Raw genomic sequence first — 15,989 nt, forward strand, 5'->3', positions numbered from 1 at the left:
TGAGCTTCTTTTTTTATTTATGGGGCAGCACTCATGAATCCTGAACACTCTCCACAACGAGTTTATCCATAACCTGCTTGAACGTATCGATGAACGCATCCGCCGCTTTGGACAAATACCGGCCATTACGGAAAGCCACAACCAGTGTGCGGCTCGGAACCGGATCAGCAAGCGGCAAGTAGACCGGTATAAACTCGCTGCGTTTTGCACGGGCGATAAAACGAGGCACCAGCGTTATGCCCATTCCGGTAGCGACCAGAGATTGGAGCGTTTCGATATTGTTGCTCTCGAATACAACGTTCGGTTCAAAGCCGGCCTCCCGACATATGTCAAAAGTAAGCTTCCGGAAGCCCTGTCCTTTTTTGAGGACAACAAACGCTTCGTTCCGAATTTCGTCGATCGTGATGGGCCGGACGGGATCAGAGGCTGCCCGCAGCGCAAGCGGGTGCAGCGGAGGAACGGCCAAATCGATCATTTCCTCACCGATCGGAATCCAGGACAGTGACGGCTCGGACAGCGGCAGCGCTAGGAGGCTGAGATCGGCCTTGCCGCTGGCCGTCAGCTTCTCCAGGTTCATGGAGGAGTCTTCCAACAGGGTGATCTCAATATCCGGATATCCCTTTTTAAAGGCAGGCAAAACCCGTGGCAGCAGGTGAGAACCCGTAATCGGCATGCTGCCGACTACGACTTTACCCTTCCGTAGCTGGGAGATGTCCGACATCTCCTGCTTCAGCTGCTCGACGGCGTCCATGATCTTCTGGGCATGCTCGACAAAGCTTGCCCCGGCATGGGTAAGCTCAACGTTGCTCGTATTCCGCTGGAACAGCAGCACGCCGAGCTCTTTCTCCAGCTTGGAGAGCTGCTGGCTCAAGGAAGGCTGGGCGATATGAAGCTTCTCCGCGGCACGCGAAAAATTTTTATCCGCCGCGATTTGCAGCGTATATTGCAGTTGTCTCAGTTCCATTTAGGCATCACTCCGTTATAGCTGAATCCTATTACATCTATAGATATTATATCTTGGAACAATGAAGAAGGAAATGATATATTACTATCAACGTAAAGATGATGCGTTGTAGATCTTCCTTATATGTAAAGAAGATAACAAGCAATTATCTTCTCATGGACGTAAAGAACAATGGGGTGATGATGATGAGTAAGAAGACAATGTTCGAGAAAATTTGGGATAACCACGTTATTCATCAAGAAGAAGGCAAACCGGGTATTTTGTACATCGACCTGCATTTGGTTCACGAGGTAACTTCCCCGCAAGCATTTGAGGGTTTGCGTCTCAGCGGCCGTAAAGTACGCCGTCCTGAACTGACCTTCGCAACGATGGATCACAATGTTCCAACGAAAGACCGTTTTAACATTACGGATCCGATTTCGAAGCAGCAAATCGATACCCTGACCAAGAACTGTCAGGATTTTGGCGTTACCCTGTATGATCTCGATACGATTGATCAAGGCGTTGTGCACGTCATGGGGCCGGAACTGGGCTTAACACATCCAGGCAAAACGATTGTGTGCGGCGACAGCCATACATCCACTCACGGTGCGTTCGGCGCGCTTGCGTTTGGTATCGGCACGAGCGAGGTTGAGCATGTACTGGCTACCCAATGTTTGCAGCAGGCGAAAGCGAAGACCATGGAAGTGCGATTTGTCGGCCGCCGCAATCCGGGCGTAACGGCTAAGGACATGATCCTCGGCGTCATCGCGAAATACGGAACTGATTTTGCAACAGGCTATGTTATTGAGTATACGGGTGAAGCGATCCGCGAGCTGTCGATGGAAGAGCGCATGACCGTGTGCAACATGTCCATCGAAGGCGGAGCCAGAGCGGGCATGATCGCTCCGGATGAAACAACGTTTGAATACTTGCGCGGACGTCAATATGTTCCGCAGGGCGAAGCTTTTGATGCTGCAGTAGCAGCTTGGAAAGAGCTTGTGACAGACGAAGGCGCCGAGTTCGACGTGGTGGTTGAGTTCGATGTAGAATCTCTGATCCCACAAGTAACCTGGGGAACGAGCCCGGGAATGGGTACTGACATTTCCTCGACGGTTCCTAACCCTGCGGATTTTAAGACCGAGAATGAGCGCAAGGCAGCGGAGAAAGCCCTGGAGTATATGGCGCTTGTGCCAGGGACTCCAATATCCGAGATTCCGATCGATTATGTCTTTATCGGTTCTTGCACGAATGGACGCATTGAAGATTTGCGTGCAGCGGCTGCTGTAGCGAAGGGACATAAAGTGTCAAGCAATGTAACAGCTATCGTTGTTCCCGGATCGGGCCGAGTGAAGATTCAGGCTGAACAAGAGGGGCTCGACAAAATTTTTGTTGAAGCGGGTTTCGAATGGCGTGAAGCAGGCTGCAGCATGTGTCTCGCGATGAACCCGGATGTATTGAAGCCGGGACAGCGCTGCGCATCCACGTCCAACCGTAACTTCGAAGGACGCCAAGGCCGCGGCGGCAGAACGCACCTCGTATCGCCGGCAATGGCAGCGGCAGCTGCGGTAAAAGGACGCTTCGTGGATGTACGTGACTGGAACTTTGCAGCCGAAGAAGTTGTGAGCTAAGAAGGACGGAGGAGAAGTTTATGCAAGCATTTACGAAATTACACGGTATCGTCGCACCTGTGGACCGGGTGAATGTAGATACGGACGCAATAATTCCGAAGCAGTTCTTGAAACGGATTGAACGTACAGGTTTTGGACAGTTTCTGTTTTACGAATGGCGGTTTGATGAAGAGGGCGGCAATATCGACAGCTTCTCGCTGAATCAGCCCCGATACCAGGGCTCAACCATCCTGATTTCCCGTGCCAACTTTGGCTGTGGTTCTTCCCGTGAGCATGCGCCTTGGGCGATTCTGGACTACGGATTCCGGGTGGTCATCGCTCCATCGTTCGCTGATATTTTCTACAATAACTGCTTTAAGAACGGGATTCTGCCGATCAAATTGTCGGAGGAGCAGGTGGAAGAGTTGTTCCAGCGGACGGAAGCCCAAGAAGGCTATAAGCTGAACGTCGATCTGGAGAGCAAAACGATTACAGATGATCAAGGACTCCGTATTGACTTTGATCTTGACGAGCACCGTCGTCAATTCCTGCTTCAAGGACTGGATGACATCGGTTTGACGCTGCAGCATGAAAGTGCGATCGATGCTTACGAGAAGAAGCATGGGGAGCGTCTGTTCGCTTAATCTCGCAATCACGCAGCAAAAGGTTACAAGATTATTAAACTTCCATTTCCTGTGTAGGAAATGGAAGTTTTTTTTGGTATTATGGAATTAATATGCAGCGGCAGCCAAGAGGGACCCTTGTTTTATGTCAGTATTTGTCCGGCAGCATGTAGTCGGGAATGTGCTGATTTACATATTTTTAGTTTTTGCTAGATTTGCTTTTCAAATTCAATCATGGGATGATCGAGGTGGATTCATGAAGAAGTTAGGGTTTGTAATGATGTTGATAGTCTTCTTGCTGGCGTTTCCGAAAAGTGGTGAAGCCAGTTCTTCAAGTGCGAGCATTTTTCTTGACGGGGAACCATTGAATTTGTCTTCTGGCGTCCAGGTAGCCAACATGAAAGGCAACGTGATGATTCCGATCCGCGTAGTATCCGAGAATCTCGGTTTCAAGGTAGGCTGGGAGAAGGCAAGCCAAACCGTAACGGTTGAAAATAGCGAGAAGACGGTCCGCATGGTGGTCGGCAGCCAGCAGGCAGAATTGAACGGGGCCCAGGTAGATCTGAATTTGGCGCCTGTCTTGAATGGACCGACCACGCTTGTGCCGCTCCGTTTTGTTAGCGAACAGATGGGTCTTGACGTGAAATGGGACAACCAATCGAAGGCTGTGTTCCTCTCCAGCACGGCCCCGCCTGCCACCGAAGTCGAGATTGATCCAGGTGCCGGAACCAATCCAGGGAATCAAACGCCTCCGCCTGCGGAATCTGGAAACAAGACTTCGTTGACGGGGCTTAGCTTTAGCGATAACCGTCTTATGATTGCAACGGAAGGCGCCGTGACGCCGAAAGTGTTCAGCATGACGGGGCCTGATCGGATTGTTATCGATCTTCCGGACACCGTGTACTCTGCTTCGTTTTTAAGCGGACATGTCCTGAATGCTCAAAACGGCGGCAATATGGAAGTTACGGATTACTCTGACGTTACGAATATTAGATATGCCGTGTTCAGCGACAACCCGCCAACCGTGCGTATCGTATTGGATTTGACCGGACCTAAGAATTATGCGGTGACCCAGGAATCGGGCATCATCATCGTGGATCTGAACGCAGAGGGCGAAATCCTCGTTCCGCCGGTACCGCCAGTTACCGGCAATGGCAAGAAGACGGTTGTTATTGACGCCGGTCACGGCGGCAGCCAGCCGGGTGCGATCAGCGCTAACGGCAACCAAGAGAAGGTTCTTAATCTTGATATTGCATTAAAAGTGGAAGCCTTGCTGAGAAAAGAAAAGAATATCAACGTTGTTATGACGCGGAGCGATGATTCAACACTGGGTCTAAGTAATCGCGTGAAAGTTGCCAACTCTTTAAAGGCTGATATTTTTGTATCGATTCACGGAAACAGCAGCACTTCCAGTAGTCCGCACGGTACAGAGACTTACTACACGAGAGATGCCAGCAAACCTTTGGCGAATGTAATACATAAACATCTCGTCAAGGCAACTGAACTCATGGATCGGGGAGTTAAATATAGCAGCCTTCATGTTACGAGAGAAACGACGATGCCGGCTGTCCTGCTCGAGATTGGTTTTTTGAGCAACCAGGGTGACGAAGCCCAGTTGTTTGAAGACGATTTCCAAAATCGTGTTGCACAAGGTATTGTAGCGGGTATTAAAGAATATCTTAAAGTACAATAACGTGTACAAGATTTGATGAACTTAGAGGGGGACGAAAGTCATGAACAAAAAATATTGGATGACAGGATTGCTGGCGCTGCTGCTTGCATTTAGTGCCGGCTGTGGACAGAAGCCGACTGCAGCCCCTGCCGAGACAAATCCGGAGACCGCAACAGGAGAAGTGCAAACGCCTCAGGATCATCCGGAAGAAACGGCGGCTGATGATCATAAGCAAGATGACGCAACACCAGTAAACGCAGGCGAGGGAGCAAGTACACCACCGCAGAACACAACCGGTGAAAGTGCTGGAACCCCTGTGGATACAAAGGATGTGAATGCTACGGAGGATCAAGCGAAGAAGGCTAATATTAAACTCTATTATACGGACCCCGAAATCATGGATCTGAAAGAGGCAAGCAAAGAGATTACATACTCGGGTGAAGAGGATAAATATAAAAAGGCTTTTGAAGGACTTCAAACAAGCAGTGATGCCGAACTAAGTCCACTATGGTCGGATAAGATTACGCTGAAGTCTCTCAAGTTTGATAAAGGAGCTCTGACGCTGGATATCACTAAACCAGCCGAAGCCAACCTTGGAGCCGGAGGGGAAATGTTTGCGATTGATGCGTTACAGAAAACCTTCTTCCAGTTCGATGAAGTGCAGTCTCTGGAATTGCTAGTAGACGGTAATCAGATCGAAAGTTTAATGGGACATGTTGAGCTTGAGCATCCTATGACTCGAAAATAGAGCAAAAGAACCAATGTTGAATTTCATATGAAGGACCAAACACCTATTTCGGTTTTTGAAATAGGTGTTTTTTTGGTAAAAAGGGAACATTTTCGCAACTTTCATTGTGACTTTGCGTCTATAGGTTGTCAGGTAATGTCGGACAGGCCGAGTGCAGAAACGCCAATCTATGGCAAAATAATAGGATGGTAGGGGTGAAGGATGAAGAAGTTCGGTTTTTTAATGTTTCTGGTTGTCATCATGATTGCGTTTCCTAAAATGGCGGATGCGAGTTCGTACAGCGCAAAGATTTACCTGGATGGCCAACAAATCAATCTGTCATCTGGCGTGAAGGTCGAGAATAATAACGGTACAGTCATGGTTCCGATCCGTGTCATTTCCGAGAATTTGGGATTTGACGTGTACTGGAACAAGGCAACCAAGACGGTAACTGTCCAAGACGGCTCGCAGACTGTAACAATGGTGATTGGAAGTCAGCAAGCTGACATCAACGGTCAGCGCGTTCAAATGACCAAAGCACCTGTTCTTCGTGGCGGAACAACACTGGTTCCCATCCGTTTTGTAAGTGAGCAGATGGGCCTTCAAGTAAGATGGGATAACGCGCAGAAGGCAGTCTATCTGACCTCGTCTTACGAGGGGAATAACCCTGGTGAAGAACCTGGCGTAGCTACGTCGACCGTGGACGGTATCAGTTTCAGCGAAAACAGGCTGATGGTAGCCGTTACGGGCAATACGAAGCCGAATGTATCCAAACTTAGCAGTCCGGACCGTATCGTCATTGATATGGTGAACACGAATTTCTCGGATACATTCAGCAGCAATGCCAGCTTTGATGACGTGACGAAAAGCGGTCAGATGGCGGTAACGGGTTACCCGGATGTCAAAGCCGTCCGTTACTCCCTTTACAACAGCAACCCAATGACCGTGCGAATTGTCATTGATCTCAACTACGCCAAGAATTACACCATTTCAGGCCTTGAGAACGGATCGGGCTTGTTCATTGTGGATTTGAATACGGGTTCTAACCCGACACCTGGTACAGGCGGAAAGAAACTCGTGGTCATTGATGCGGGTCATGGAGATCACGACCCTGGAGCAATTGGTGTAACGAAGAAGAGGGAGAAAGATTTCAACCTCGCAATGGCTCTGAAAGTTGAGAAACTGTTGGCCAAAGAACAAAATATCGAAGTCGTTTTGACTCGCAGTAACGATACTTTCCTCGAGCTGAAGGATCGCGCGAAGATTGCGAATGATCTGAAGGCTGATGTTTTCATATCGATACATGCTAATAGCGGCCCTTCCACTGCAAGCGGAACCGAAACGTATTACTACAATGAATCTGACAAAGCCCTGGCGAATGCACTCCATAAAGAGATCGTTAAGGCCATGGGTTTAAAGGACCGCGGAGTGAGATATGGCAATTTCCATGTCATTCGCGAGACGAAAATGCCTGGCGCCCTGCTGGAAGTCGGGTTCCTGAGTAACAAGACCGATGAGAGCAAGCTGTTTGATCCGGCAACACAGGATCGAGTAGCCGAGGCTATTGTCAGAGGCATCAAAAATTATTTAAAGGTTGATTAAGATACGACAGTGATCGTGATTGCAGGAGGTGGCTACTTTTGAATAAAAAAATATGGTCGACTGGTCTATTGGCAGCCGTAATGCTGATTGGCGCCGGTTGTGGACAGAAACCCGGAGCAGCTCCGGACAATACGCCGGAGCAAGTAACGCCTAAGCCTGATGATCAGACAGGACAGAGTAATAGCGGAACGTCGAATGGATCAGGTGGATCGTCTACCGGGAATGGCAGCGAAGTGACGACGCCGGAAGCGAAAACAGAGAGCATCAAAGCCTACTACACGGATCCTGATTTGATGGAGCTGGTAGAAAGCACGGCAGAAATTTCGTATAAGGAAGATCAAGAAAAATACGAAGCGGCTTATCAAGCATTGCAGAAGAGTAATCATGCCGAAATGATTCCTCTGTGGGACAAAATCGGGCTGAATTCACTGACATTTGATAACGGGGCATTGACGCTCGATGTGACGGTTCCGGACGAAGCCAACCTGGGTGCAGGCGGGGAGTCGTTTGCCGTCGATGCGATCAAAAAAACTTTTTTCCAGTTTGACGAGGTGAAATCACTTCAAATTCTGGTGGATGGTCAGCAGACCGAATCGTTAATGGGTCATGTCGATTTGGAAAATCCAATGACTCGGTAATGATGGTTGAAGGAGATCACGATCTGCTGTCGAATATTAGTATATGATGAAGCAGTAGTTATTGAGAGGGGAAAGAAAATGGTACTTAGACACAGCAAACATGTTCATTCCAAAAAAGTGGTCTCCGCCGTCATGGCCGGACTTATAGCATTCGGAGGCGGGGCTTCGATCGTCTCGGCAGATGAAGAAGCGGCAAATGCGACAACGGCAAATGCAGCCCAAACGCCCATTAACGCATTCAGTGATGTTAATGCCGGATATTGGGGAGAAAAGTACATTTATCAGTTAGCAGCACAGGGGATCGTGACCGGGAATAACGGAAAGTTTCGTCCGAACGATCCCGTAACGCAGCAGGAAGCTGTAACGATGGCGATCCGGTTCTTAAGCATGCAGGATCAATTAAGCAGCGGCGCTGCGACATTACCGACAAATGTTAAAGTGAATGATTATTTTACGAAATATGTTGAACTGGCTTTTCAGCAAAACCTGCTCGACAAGCAAAAAGAATCCGGATATACGGATGAGAAAGTTATTTGGGGCGCGCAGAAAGCATCCCGGGAATGGATAACCGAAGTGCTTGTCCGTTCCATTGGACGAACCGCGGAGGCCAATGCAGCCAAAAATAAAGCGACAGGCTTTGCGGATAACGCCAAGATATCCCCGGATCGTCTGGGCTATGTCAATGTTGCGGTTGAGCTGGGACTTGCAAAAGGTGTGAACGGCAACAAGTTCGATCCGCAAGGGGCCGTTACCCGTGCCCAGCTTGCAACGTTCCTTAGCCGGGCTCAAGCCTACATCACCACAAATTATGAGAACCAATACAAAGGCTCTATTGCTTCAATTGAGAATGGAAAACTGGATTTGTATGCCGATGGCAAGCTGAATTCATTTAAGCTGGATAATTCCACAGCGTATTTCACATCCGATTCGGAGAAGAGATTGCAATTCTCGGAGATTAATCCATACACCCAAGCGGTAGTCGTTGTGAATAACGGAACGGCTGCTTACGTGGAAATTACCGATCCAACCCAGCAAGTGGAGCGGTTTGACCGCACGTACGCACGCTTGTCGCCGAACAACGTCATTTGGCTGGATACAGGCAGCACCTTTGAAGAGCTGAGTTACGAGCCAAGCACGGTGTTCCTGGATCAGAACGGGACCAAGATCGATCCGAAGACACTGGCTGCCGGCAGTCTGCTTACGATTGAGCGCGAAACGTACAGTCCGCAGAAGAAAATTGTGTCCATCCGCGTAAAGAGCGGCTTGGTTAACAAGACGGGGGCGGGCGTCGTCCAGAACGTGGATACGGTAAACAAAAGAGTAACCCTTAAAGATAGCACCGGTTATGAGGATACGTACACATGGGATGATGCCACCGTCATTCGCTATCAGAACCAGATAATGGCTCCGGCCGAGTTGAAGAACGGCTATACCGTCAATTTTACGGTAAAAAACAGCATCCTTCAGTCGTTGGAAGTCACGCAAAGCGTTGATCGTACCGTGCAGGCGATGCTGTACTCCGTTGAAGAAAACGGAAAGACCATCACCTACAAACGCAGTGGAAGCACACAGCTCGAAACAAAGTTTTTGGCTGAGAAGCCGGAAATCATTATGAGCGGTGTGGTGAAACCTGTTCTGTCCGATTTGCTCGCTGACGCGGTATCCGGCGATCAAGTGACATTGACCATCAACGGGGAAGAAAAAATCACGAAGATCGAAGTAACGGGTCGTCAAATGGAGCAGCTCGACGGCGTCACCATTGTAAACTACGATTCGAAGACGCACTGGCTGACCGTTAAGGATGCCAACAACCAGCCTCGGGTCATCATCCTGGATGATAAGACGAAGCTGGAATCAAGCAATGGAACGACGCTGGATAAGGTAGAACCACTGCTAGGCGCAGGACGTAAAGTAAGCGTGTCGCTGATTGGTACCCGTGCACTTTCATTGGAAGTGGTGTATAAAGTTGAAGGTAAAATCAGCAGCATTAACACATCCAAGAAAGTGATATCGATTGTGGACGCCACTGGAAAAGTGGAGGAAATTCCATACAACAGCACTTTGATTGTGGAAATCTTCGGCAAATCGAGCGCGTCGCTGGCCGATGTACGGGTCGGTGACGAAGTGTCAGCCCAGCTGTCAACCAATCAAGATTACTTGCAGAGCTTGAAGCTCAAAACTTCCGCGCAATTCGAGGTGGTTTTTACTGAACCTGCGAAAAACCGGATTCGAGTGAAAGCGAACGGCTCCACAAGCGATATTTATACCGACAAAGCAACATTGACCGGTGATAGCGGACAAGCGATTCTGCTTGCGGACCTGCGTCCCGGGACACTCGTTAACATTACGCTGCAAGGTGTGATGGCTGTCGCGATCGCTGAAGTTAAATTAACGCTTGGCGAAGTGACTAGCGTTGATGCATCCGCAAATGCACTGACCGTGAAGGATCATGCGGGCAATAGCCAGACGATAGGAGTAAGCGGTGGAGTTAAAGTCGTGAAGAATGGTTCAACGGCTTCGAACTTAACCACATTGACTCCGGGAGATCGCGTGGAGATTCGAAAGGATATTCAAGGCGTAACCATTGTCCAGGTTCTGGAGAAGGTTGAACGCGCATTCTGGCAGGCGAGCAATACGGAAATTCAAGTTAAGCGTAAATCGATTAATGATAATTACCGGTATACATTATCCGATAAAGTATTTGTTCATCAAGGTGACACTACTTTGTCCGTGCAATCCCTTAAGGAAAATGATAATATTGTACTGTACTTAAACAACGGTGTCGTTGTTGAGATCGTAAAACAGTAAATTATCGACCTGGGATTGCTCGAGAAACACCGTCTTGATGCGGGGATTTCCGCATCAAGATTTTTTTTTGCGGGAGGGAAATCATATGAATGCGGCAACGGTACGGCATATTTTGGACACGATGGAGAGCATGTTTCCGGATGCACATTGCGAACTGAATCACAGCAATGCGTTTGAGCTGACCATCGCCGTGCTGCTGTCCGCCCAGTGCACGGATGAAACGGTTAATAAAGTGACAAAGGATCTGTTTCAGAAATACAAAACGCCTTTGGATTATGTATCGGTACCGATCGAGGAACTTGAGCAGGATATCAGACGGATCGGATTATACCGGAACAAGGCCAAACATATTCAGAATTTGTGCAGGATTCTGATCGAGCAGTATGGCGGTGAGGTGCCGGAAGCTCATGATGAGCTGGTTAAATTACCTGGGGTTGGACGCAAGACCGCCAATGTCGTGGTTTCTAATGCCTTTGGTGTGCCTGCCATCGCGGTTGACACGCATGTGGAGCGGGTTTCCAAGCGACTTGGACTGGCCGCCTGGAAAGATTCCGTGCTGGAAGTGGAGAAAAAGCTGATGAAGCGGGTACCGCGTGAAGAATGGACGCTGACCCATCATCGAATCATTTTTTTCGGACGGTATCACTGTAAGGCTCAAAATCCGCAATGCCCGGTATGCCCCTTGCTCGATGTTTGCCGTGAAGGAAAGAAACGTATGAAAACCTTAGCAGTCAGGAAGAATAAGGAACAACTGTAATACCAGCAAGAATAGACAAAAAAGAGGTTCATCAGATTCATTGGGAATACGGCACTCTAATGAATAGCTAGCGAAATGGACATAATTGCAAGCAAGCGCTGGGCTTGCCTTTGTCTCCGGATTTCTATCTTTAGCCGCATGGGAGAATGGAAATCTGGAAACAACAGTGATCAAAAGTCGCTTTTCGCAAGGTGTAAGAGGACGTATCCTGGATCGGCATGAGCTAAATTTAAAAGAGGATGGGATTACACATGAAATGCATCTCTGTTTACACCGACAATTTTGAATTGTTCTCAGATATTTTTGAACATGTGGTGGAGAGCCAAAGCCAACTGAGTGAAAATGAAGAGCAGGAAGTCGAAGGCGTGACGTTCAGTCATTCCGGGGATGCTCCCGAGCATTATTTGGAGCGCATGTCACAAAAGCCCGAAGTGGTTGTTATGCGTGATAAATCACGCGGTTTAACCATTCTGCAGCATGGAAATGTGTTCGAAATTTTGATACCGGCAGAAGAAAACACCGTTGTATCTTAAGTTCTTTAAATTTGATGTTTTAAAAAATGAGATAAACCTGGTTCTTACAGGGTAATCGAGTGTGAATTCTCACCTCATTCCTCCTGTATGTTCCAGCTTCATGAAGCTTTGGATCCATGGCAGGCAAGGAAGATCACTTCCTTGGCCTGCCATTTTGCATAGATCAAGGACTGTCATATCAAGGCAACGGTCGAAAATAAAATGCAATGATTCCTTTACGGCGCAAGCGGTGATAAAATAAAACGATGTGAATAGATTGTGTCAGAAATTGAGAGAGATCAATGGACAGGAGCGAGAAATGACATTGAAGTTGATGGCTGAGCATGAAATCGGATACAGTGTTACGGAACTCACGAGAGTTCGGGACCGTTTCTTGGAATGGAATGACGAGTCTTCCTCCGCTTTGACTGAGGATTTAATACGCAAGGGTACAGGCGGCGAACTGACGCTTGCCTTCTGCGGACATTTTTCCGCAGGGAAGTCGAGCATGATTAATGCGCTTTGCGGCAAAAAGGTGCTGCCCTCGGGTCCGGTACCGACAAGTGCGAATGTGGTTACAATCCGAAGCGGTGAGCCACGGGCGTTGATTCACCGATCTGCTGCGGAGCCTGGCGAGCCTTTAACGGTAACGATTGACGAGCTTGCCGAATACTGCAAGGAGGGCCGGGAGTATTCCGCGATTGAGGTGTGGGATGATGTGCCGCTGCTTGGCGAAGACGGCGTCTTGATGGATACGCCCGGGGTCGATTCAACCGATGACGGGCACCGGCTTGCCACGCATTCCGCCCTGCATATGGCTGACATCGTTTTTTACGTCATGGATTATAATCATGTGCAGTCGGAGAGCAATTTGATGTTTGCCAAGAGTTTGTCGGATTGGGGGAAGCCGCTGTACCTGATCGTCAATCAGATCGACAAGCATCGTGATGACGAATTGACGCTGACTTCTTATCTGAACGACGTGAAGAAGGCGTTCGCCCAGTGGAAGATCACGTATAAAGGATTGCTGTGCACTTCGCTTAAAGTTCAGGACCATCCCTATAATCAATGGGGGACGCTGAAGTCTTTGATGGGCGAACTCATATCCCATAAGGAACCGTTGCTGCGCTACAGCGTATCCTGCTCCATTCGTCATGCTGCCGATCAGCATGTGGAAGCCTATACCCGCAGCCATCAGGAAGAGAAGGAGCGGCTGCTGGAGGAAATGGGCGGCGAGGAGGCCGCTGCGGCGATGAAAGCGCGGCTGCAGGAGCTGGAGGATCAAAAAAGATCCGCGCAGCTGCTGCCGGAATCCGTCCGCACGGAACTTCGCAAAGAAGCGGATACCCTTCTGGCAAATGCCAATCTGACGCCGGCGGATGTTCGGGATTTAAGTTTGGCCTTTCTGGAAAGCCGGAAGAGCGGTTTTAAAGTCGGGTTTCTGTTCACAGGCGGCAAAACGGAGGAGGAGCGTCGGCGCCGTCTGGAGGCTTTCCATCATCGATTGGAGGAACAGACGACAGCGCAGATCGACTGGCATCTGCGTTCGCTGTTCCGCAAAAGCGTGGAACAGCATACGGAGTGGAATACGGAATGGGAGAGTTTGATGGACGCTGAGCTTCCCGGCGTGCGGGAGGATATGATCACGCGGACCGTGAATCCGGAAGCGACGGTGTCCGGCGAATATGTATTGAACTATAACCGGGAGCTGGCCGAGGAAATCAAGGGCAGCTACCGCCGGGCCGCGTTGGTGCTTGCCGACCGGCTGAAGGCGGTATTGACGGACGCTGCGGCCGTCCGTTTGGAGGAGCTGGAGCGCCAGGGCGCCGAGCTCCTGGCGCAATCTGCGGCTTCCGCCAGCTACGCAGCCCTGCAGCAGGCGGAAGCCGCCCGCGCGGCTGAGCTGGCGCAGCTGCTCCCGCCGCGCACCTCCCTCACCCCCGGCCTCCTGCCGGAGGTGAGGGAGCCGGAAGGGCAGCCCGCGCAAGGGGCTGCCCAGGGCGGCGCCCCGGCGGCGCAGCCGGGGCTAGGGCGCACGGCGCCCCGCCCCGCCGCTGCGCAGGCGGCGGCACCGCAGCGGCGCCAGCGGCTGGATGCCGCGGCATCCGAGCTGCGCGCAGCAGCAGCGCTGCTGGCGCCGCATCCCGCGCTTGTCTCGGCCGCGCGGGATTTGACCGCCCGCGCGGATGCGCTTGCGGGCGGCTCGTTCACTTTGGCGCTGTTCGGTGCGTTCAGCGCCGGGAAGTCCTCCTTCGCCAATGCACTGCTAGGCGAGTCGGTCCTACCGGTGTCACCGCACCCGACAACGGCGGCGGTGAACCGGATTCTGGCACCGGTTGAAGGGAAATCCCATGGGACCGCAGCCGTGCGGATGAAGAGCCGCGAGATGTGGTGGGACGATCTGAAGTACTCCTTCAGCGTGCTGGGTCTCCAGGAACCGAATCCGGGCAATTGGCGGAGCGCGGCAGAAGGATTGAATCCAGCCGGTATTCACCCGGCAGGCTTGCCGCATTACGGGTTTCTGAAGGCCGCCGCCGCCGGTTGGGATGTGATGGAATCCAAACTTGGTACGACGGAAACGGTAGAGCTGGCGGAATATCGGGGCTATGTGGCGGACGAAACCAAATCCTGTTTTGTCGACGGAATTGATCTATATTACAGCTGTCCGATGACAGAGCAGGGGATTGTGCTGGTGGATACGCCGGGAGCGGATTCCCTGCATGCCCGGCATACGGGCGTCACGTTCAATTATATTAAGAATGCGGACGCCATCGTTTACGTAACGTATTACAACCATGCCTTCTCCAAAGCGGATCGGCAATTCCTGTCCCAACTGGGCAGGGTTAAAGACAGTTTTGCCCTGGATAAAATGTTTTTTATCGTCAATGCCGCAGACCTTGCACAATCCGAAGAGGAACTGGATGAGGTCGTGAAGCATGTTCGTACCAATCTGACATCCAGCGGGGTAGGCAGCCCGCATATCTTCCCCGTTTCCAGTCTGGCTGCGCTGGATAGTAAGCTGGATGGGGATGAAGCAAAATTGAAGGAATCGGGGTTTCCGGTATTCGAAGGAGCGCTTAGTCGATTTGCGGTTGAAGAGCTGCCAAGGCTTTCACAGCGCGCTGCTTATGATGAACTGGCTTCGGTTAGGGACCGGATCAGGGCATGGGCCGAAATGGCAGCCCAGGATGAGACCACGCGTGAGCGTAAAATCGTGGAGCTGGAAGAGGTTCATCAACAAGCCTTATCTCGCCTTGAGGCTTTAACGGAGTTTAACATGTCCCGCGACATCGCGCAGGAAAGCAGCGAGCTGCTGTTTCATGTACGGCAGCGGCTGGATTATGCCATGAACCGTTTCTTTCAGGAGTCGTTTAATCCTTCCGTGCTCCGGGAGGATGCAGGTCACCTGAAATCGGCCTTTGCGGCTTGCGGACGTGATTTGATGCGGACGATGTCCATGGAGCTAGATCAGGAGTTATGGGCGACAACGCTTCGATTAGAGATGGCCGGCCGCAAATTAGCTGAAGACGCAGCGCTTAAAGCAGCAGCGGATATCAACGGTATGGCCGAGGGTTTGTCCCTTTCCATACGGGCAGATAAGGACTGGTCACCGCCGGAGCTGGAAGAAACGGATCTGCAAATCCAGGGGGATTGGTTGTCCTTCTGGTCGTCCTTTAAGAACCCGAAGCATTTCTTTGAGGGAAGCGGAAGCTCCAAGCTTCGTGAAGCGGCTGAGCCGAAGGTGAAGGAAGCCGTGGCGAGTGTGGTGAGCATTCGGGAAGAACAGCTGACGGACCACTATGTTCGGATGAGCGAGCGTTCATTGCACCATCATGTCTCGGTGTTGGAGGAACAGCTGAAGGAATCCATGGCTGCCATTCTCGGTTCGCTGCAGGACGGCCAATCCCCGTTGATGTGGAGTAAGCTGGCGGATGAGCTGGAAGTTATGATTCAGGGAGCACAGTAATGACGGTTCTTATGCGATCAAGAGCAGTACCCAACGTAATAGCATAGTTATTGTTGGTGTCAGAAGCTCCCAAACGCATAACGATGATATGCAGCTTAAACTCCAAACCTATACTTCTCAATCAAAAGGC

11 protein-coding genes are annotated in these 15,989 nt (G+C 50.5%); 10 read left to right on the forward strand and 1 reads right to left on the reverse strand.

Annotated elements, in window-relative coordinates:
* Window positions 1-31: 31 nt before the first annotated feature.
* A complete protein-coding gene (locus tag OHJ21_RS03710; RefSeq protein ID WP_486019311.1) occupies window positions 32-964 on the reverse strand; it encodes a LysR family transcriptional regulator in 933 nt (310 codons plus the stop codon).
* A gap of 185 nt (window positions 965-1,149) precedes the next feature.
* On the opposite strand from OHJ21_RS03710, the gene leuC reads away from it, so the two are divergent.
* From leuC to OHJ21_RS03760, 10 genes are all read left to right on the forward strand, one after another.
* Window positions 1,150-2,574, forward strand: a complete 1,425-nt coding sequence (leuC, locus tag OHJ21_RS03715; RefSeq protein WP_164817497.1) for a 3-isopropylmalate dehydratase large subunit — start codon at window positions 1,150-1,152, stop codon at window positions 2,572-2,574.
* 20 nt (window positions 2,575-2,594) lie between these two features.
* Window positions 2,595-3,197: a 3-isopropylmalate dehydratase small subunit gene (gene leuD, locus OHJ21_RS03720; RefSeq protein ID WP_100536371.1), complete on the forward strand. Its 603-nt coding sequence runs from the start codon at window positions 2,595-2,597 to the stop codon at window positions 3,195-3,197.
* A gap of 235 nt (window positions 3,198-3,432) precedes the next feature.
* Window positions 3,433-4,869 carry an N-acetylmuramoyl-L-alanine amidase family protein gene (locus OHJ21_RS03725; RefSeq protein ID WP_326112104.1) on the forward strand — a complete coding sequence of 479 codons (1,437 nt, stop codon included), beginning with the start codon at window positions 3,433-3,435 and terminating at the stop codon, window positions 4,867-4,869.
* A 40-nt stretch (window positions 4,870-4,909) separates the two neighbouring features.
* Window positions 4,910-5,596, forward strand: coding sequence for a GerMN domain-containing protein (locus OHJ21_RS03730; RefSeq protein ID WP_100536372.1), 687 nt, complete (start codon window positions 4,910-4,912; stop codon window positions 5,594-5,596).
* 201 nt (window positions 5,597-5,797) lie between these two features.
* The gene (locus tag OHJ21_RS03735; protein ID WP_100536373.1) at window positions 5,798-7,177 is read left to right on the forward strand and encodes an N-acetylmuramoyl-L-alanine amidase family protein; all 1,380 of its coding nucleotides are present in this window, start codon (window positions 5,798-5,800) and stop codon (window positions 7,175-7,177) included.
* A gap of 38 nt (window positions 7,178-7,215) precedes the next feature.
* Window positions 7,216-7,815 (forward strand): GerMN domain-containing protein, encoded by a 600-nt coding sequence (locus OHJ21_RS03740; RefSeq protein ID WP_486019312.1) that lies wholly within the window; start codon window positions 7,216-7,218, stop codon window positions 7,813-7,815.
* A gap of 78 nt (window positions 7,816-7,893) precedes the next feature.
* Window positions 7,894-10,623 carry an S-layer homology domain-containing protein gene (locus tag OHJ21_RS03745; protein ID WP_100536375.1) on the forward strand — a complete coding sequence of 910 codons (2,730 nt, stop codon included), beginning with the start codon at window positions 7,894-7,896 and terminating at the stop codon, window positions 10,621-10,623.
* A gap of 85 nt (window positions 10,624-10,708) precedes the next feature.
* On the forward strand, window positions 10,709-11,380 hold the full coding sequence (nth, locus tag OHJ21_RS03750) for an endonuclease III (RefSeq protein WP_076321029.1): 672 nt from the start codon (window positions 10,709-10,711) through the stop codon (window positions 11,378-11,380).
* Window positions 11,381-11,631: 251 nt separating this feature from the next.
* Window positions 11,632-11,913, forward strand: coding sequence for a hypothetical protein (locus OHJ21_RS03755; protein ID WP_006209564.1), 282 nt, complete (start codon window positions 11,632-11,634; stop codon window positions 11,911-11,913).
* A 298-nt stretch (window positions 11,914-12,211) separates the two neighbouring features.
* Window positions 12,212-15,859: a dynamin family protein gene (locus OHJ21_RS03760; RefSeq protein ID WP_486019313.1), complete on the forward strand. Its 3,648-nt coding sequence runs from the start codon at window positions 12,212-12,214 to the stop codon at window positions 15,857-15,859.
* Window positions 15,860-15,989 lie beyond the last annotated feature (130 nt).

This window comes from Virgibacillus sp. LDC1, assembly GCF_025792345.1.
GTDB classification, from domain to species: domain Bacteria; phylum Bacillota; class Bacilli; order Paenibacillales; family Paenibacillaceae; genus Paenibacillus_AQ; species Paenibacillus_AQ lautus.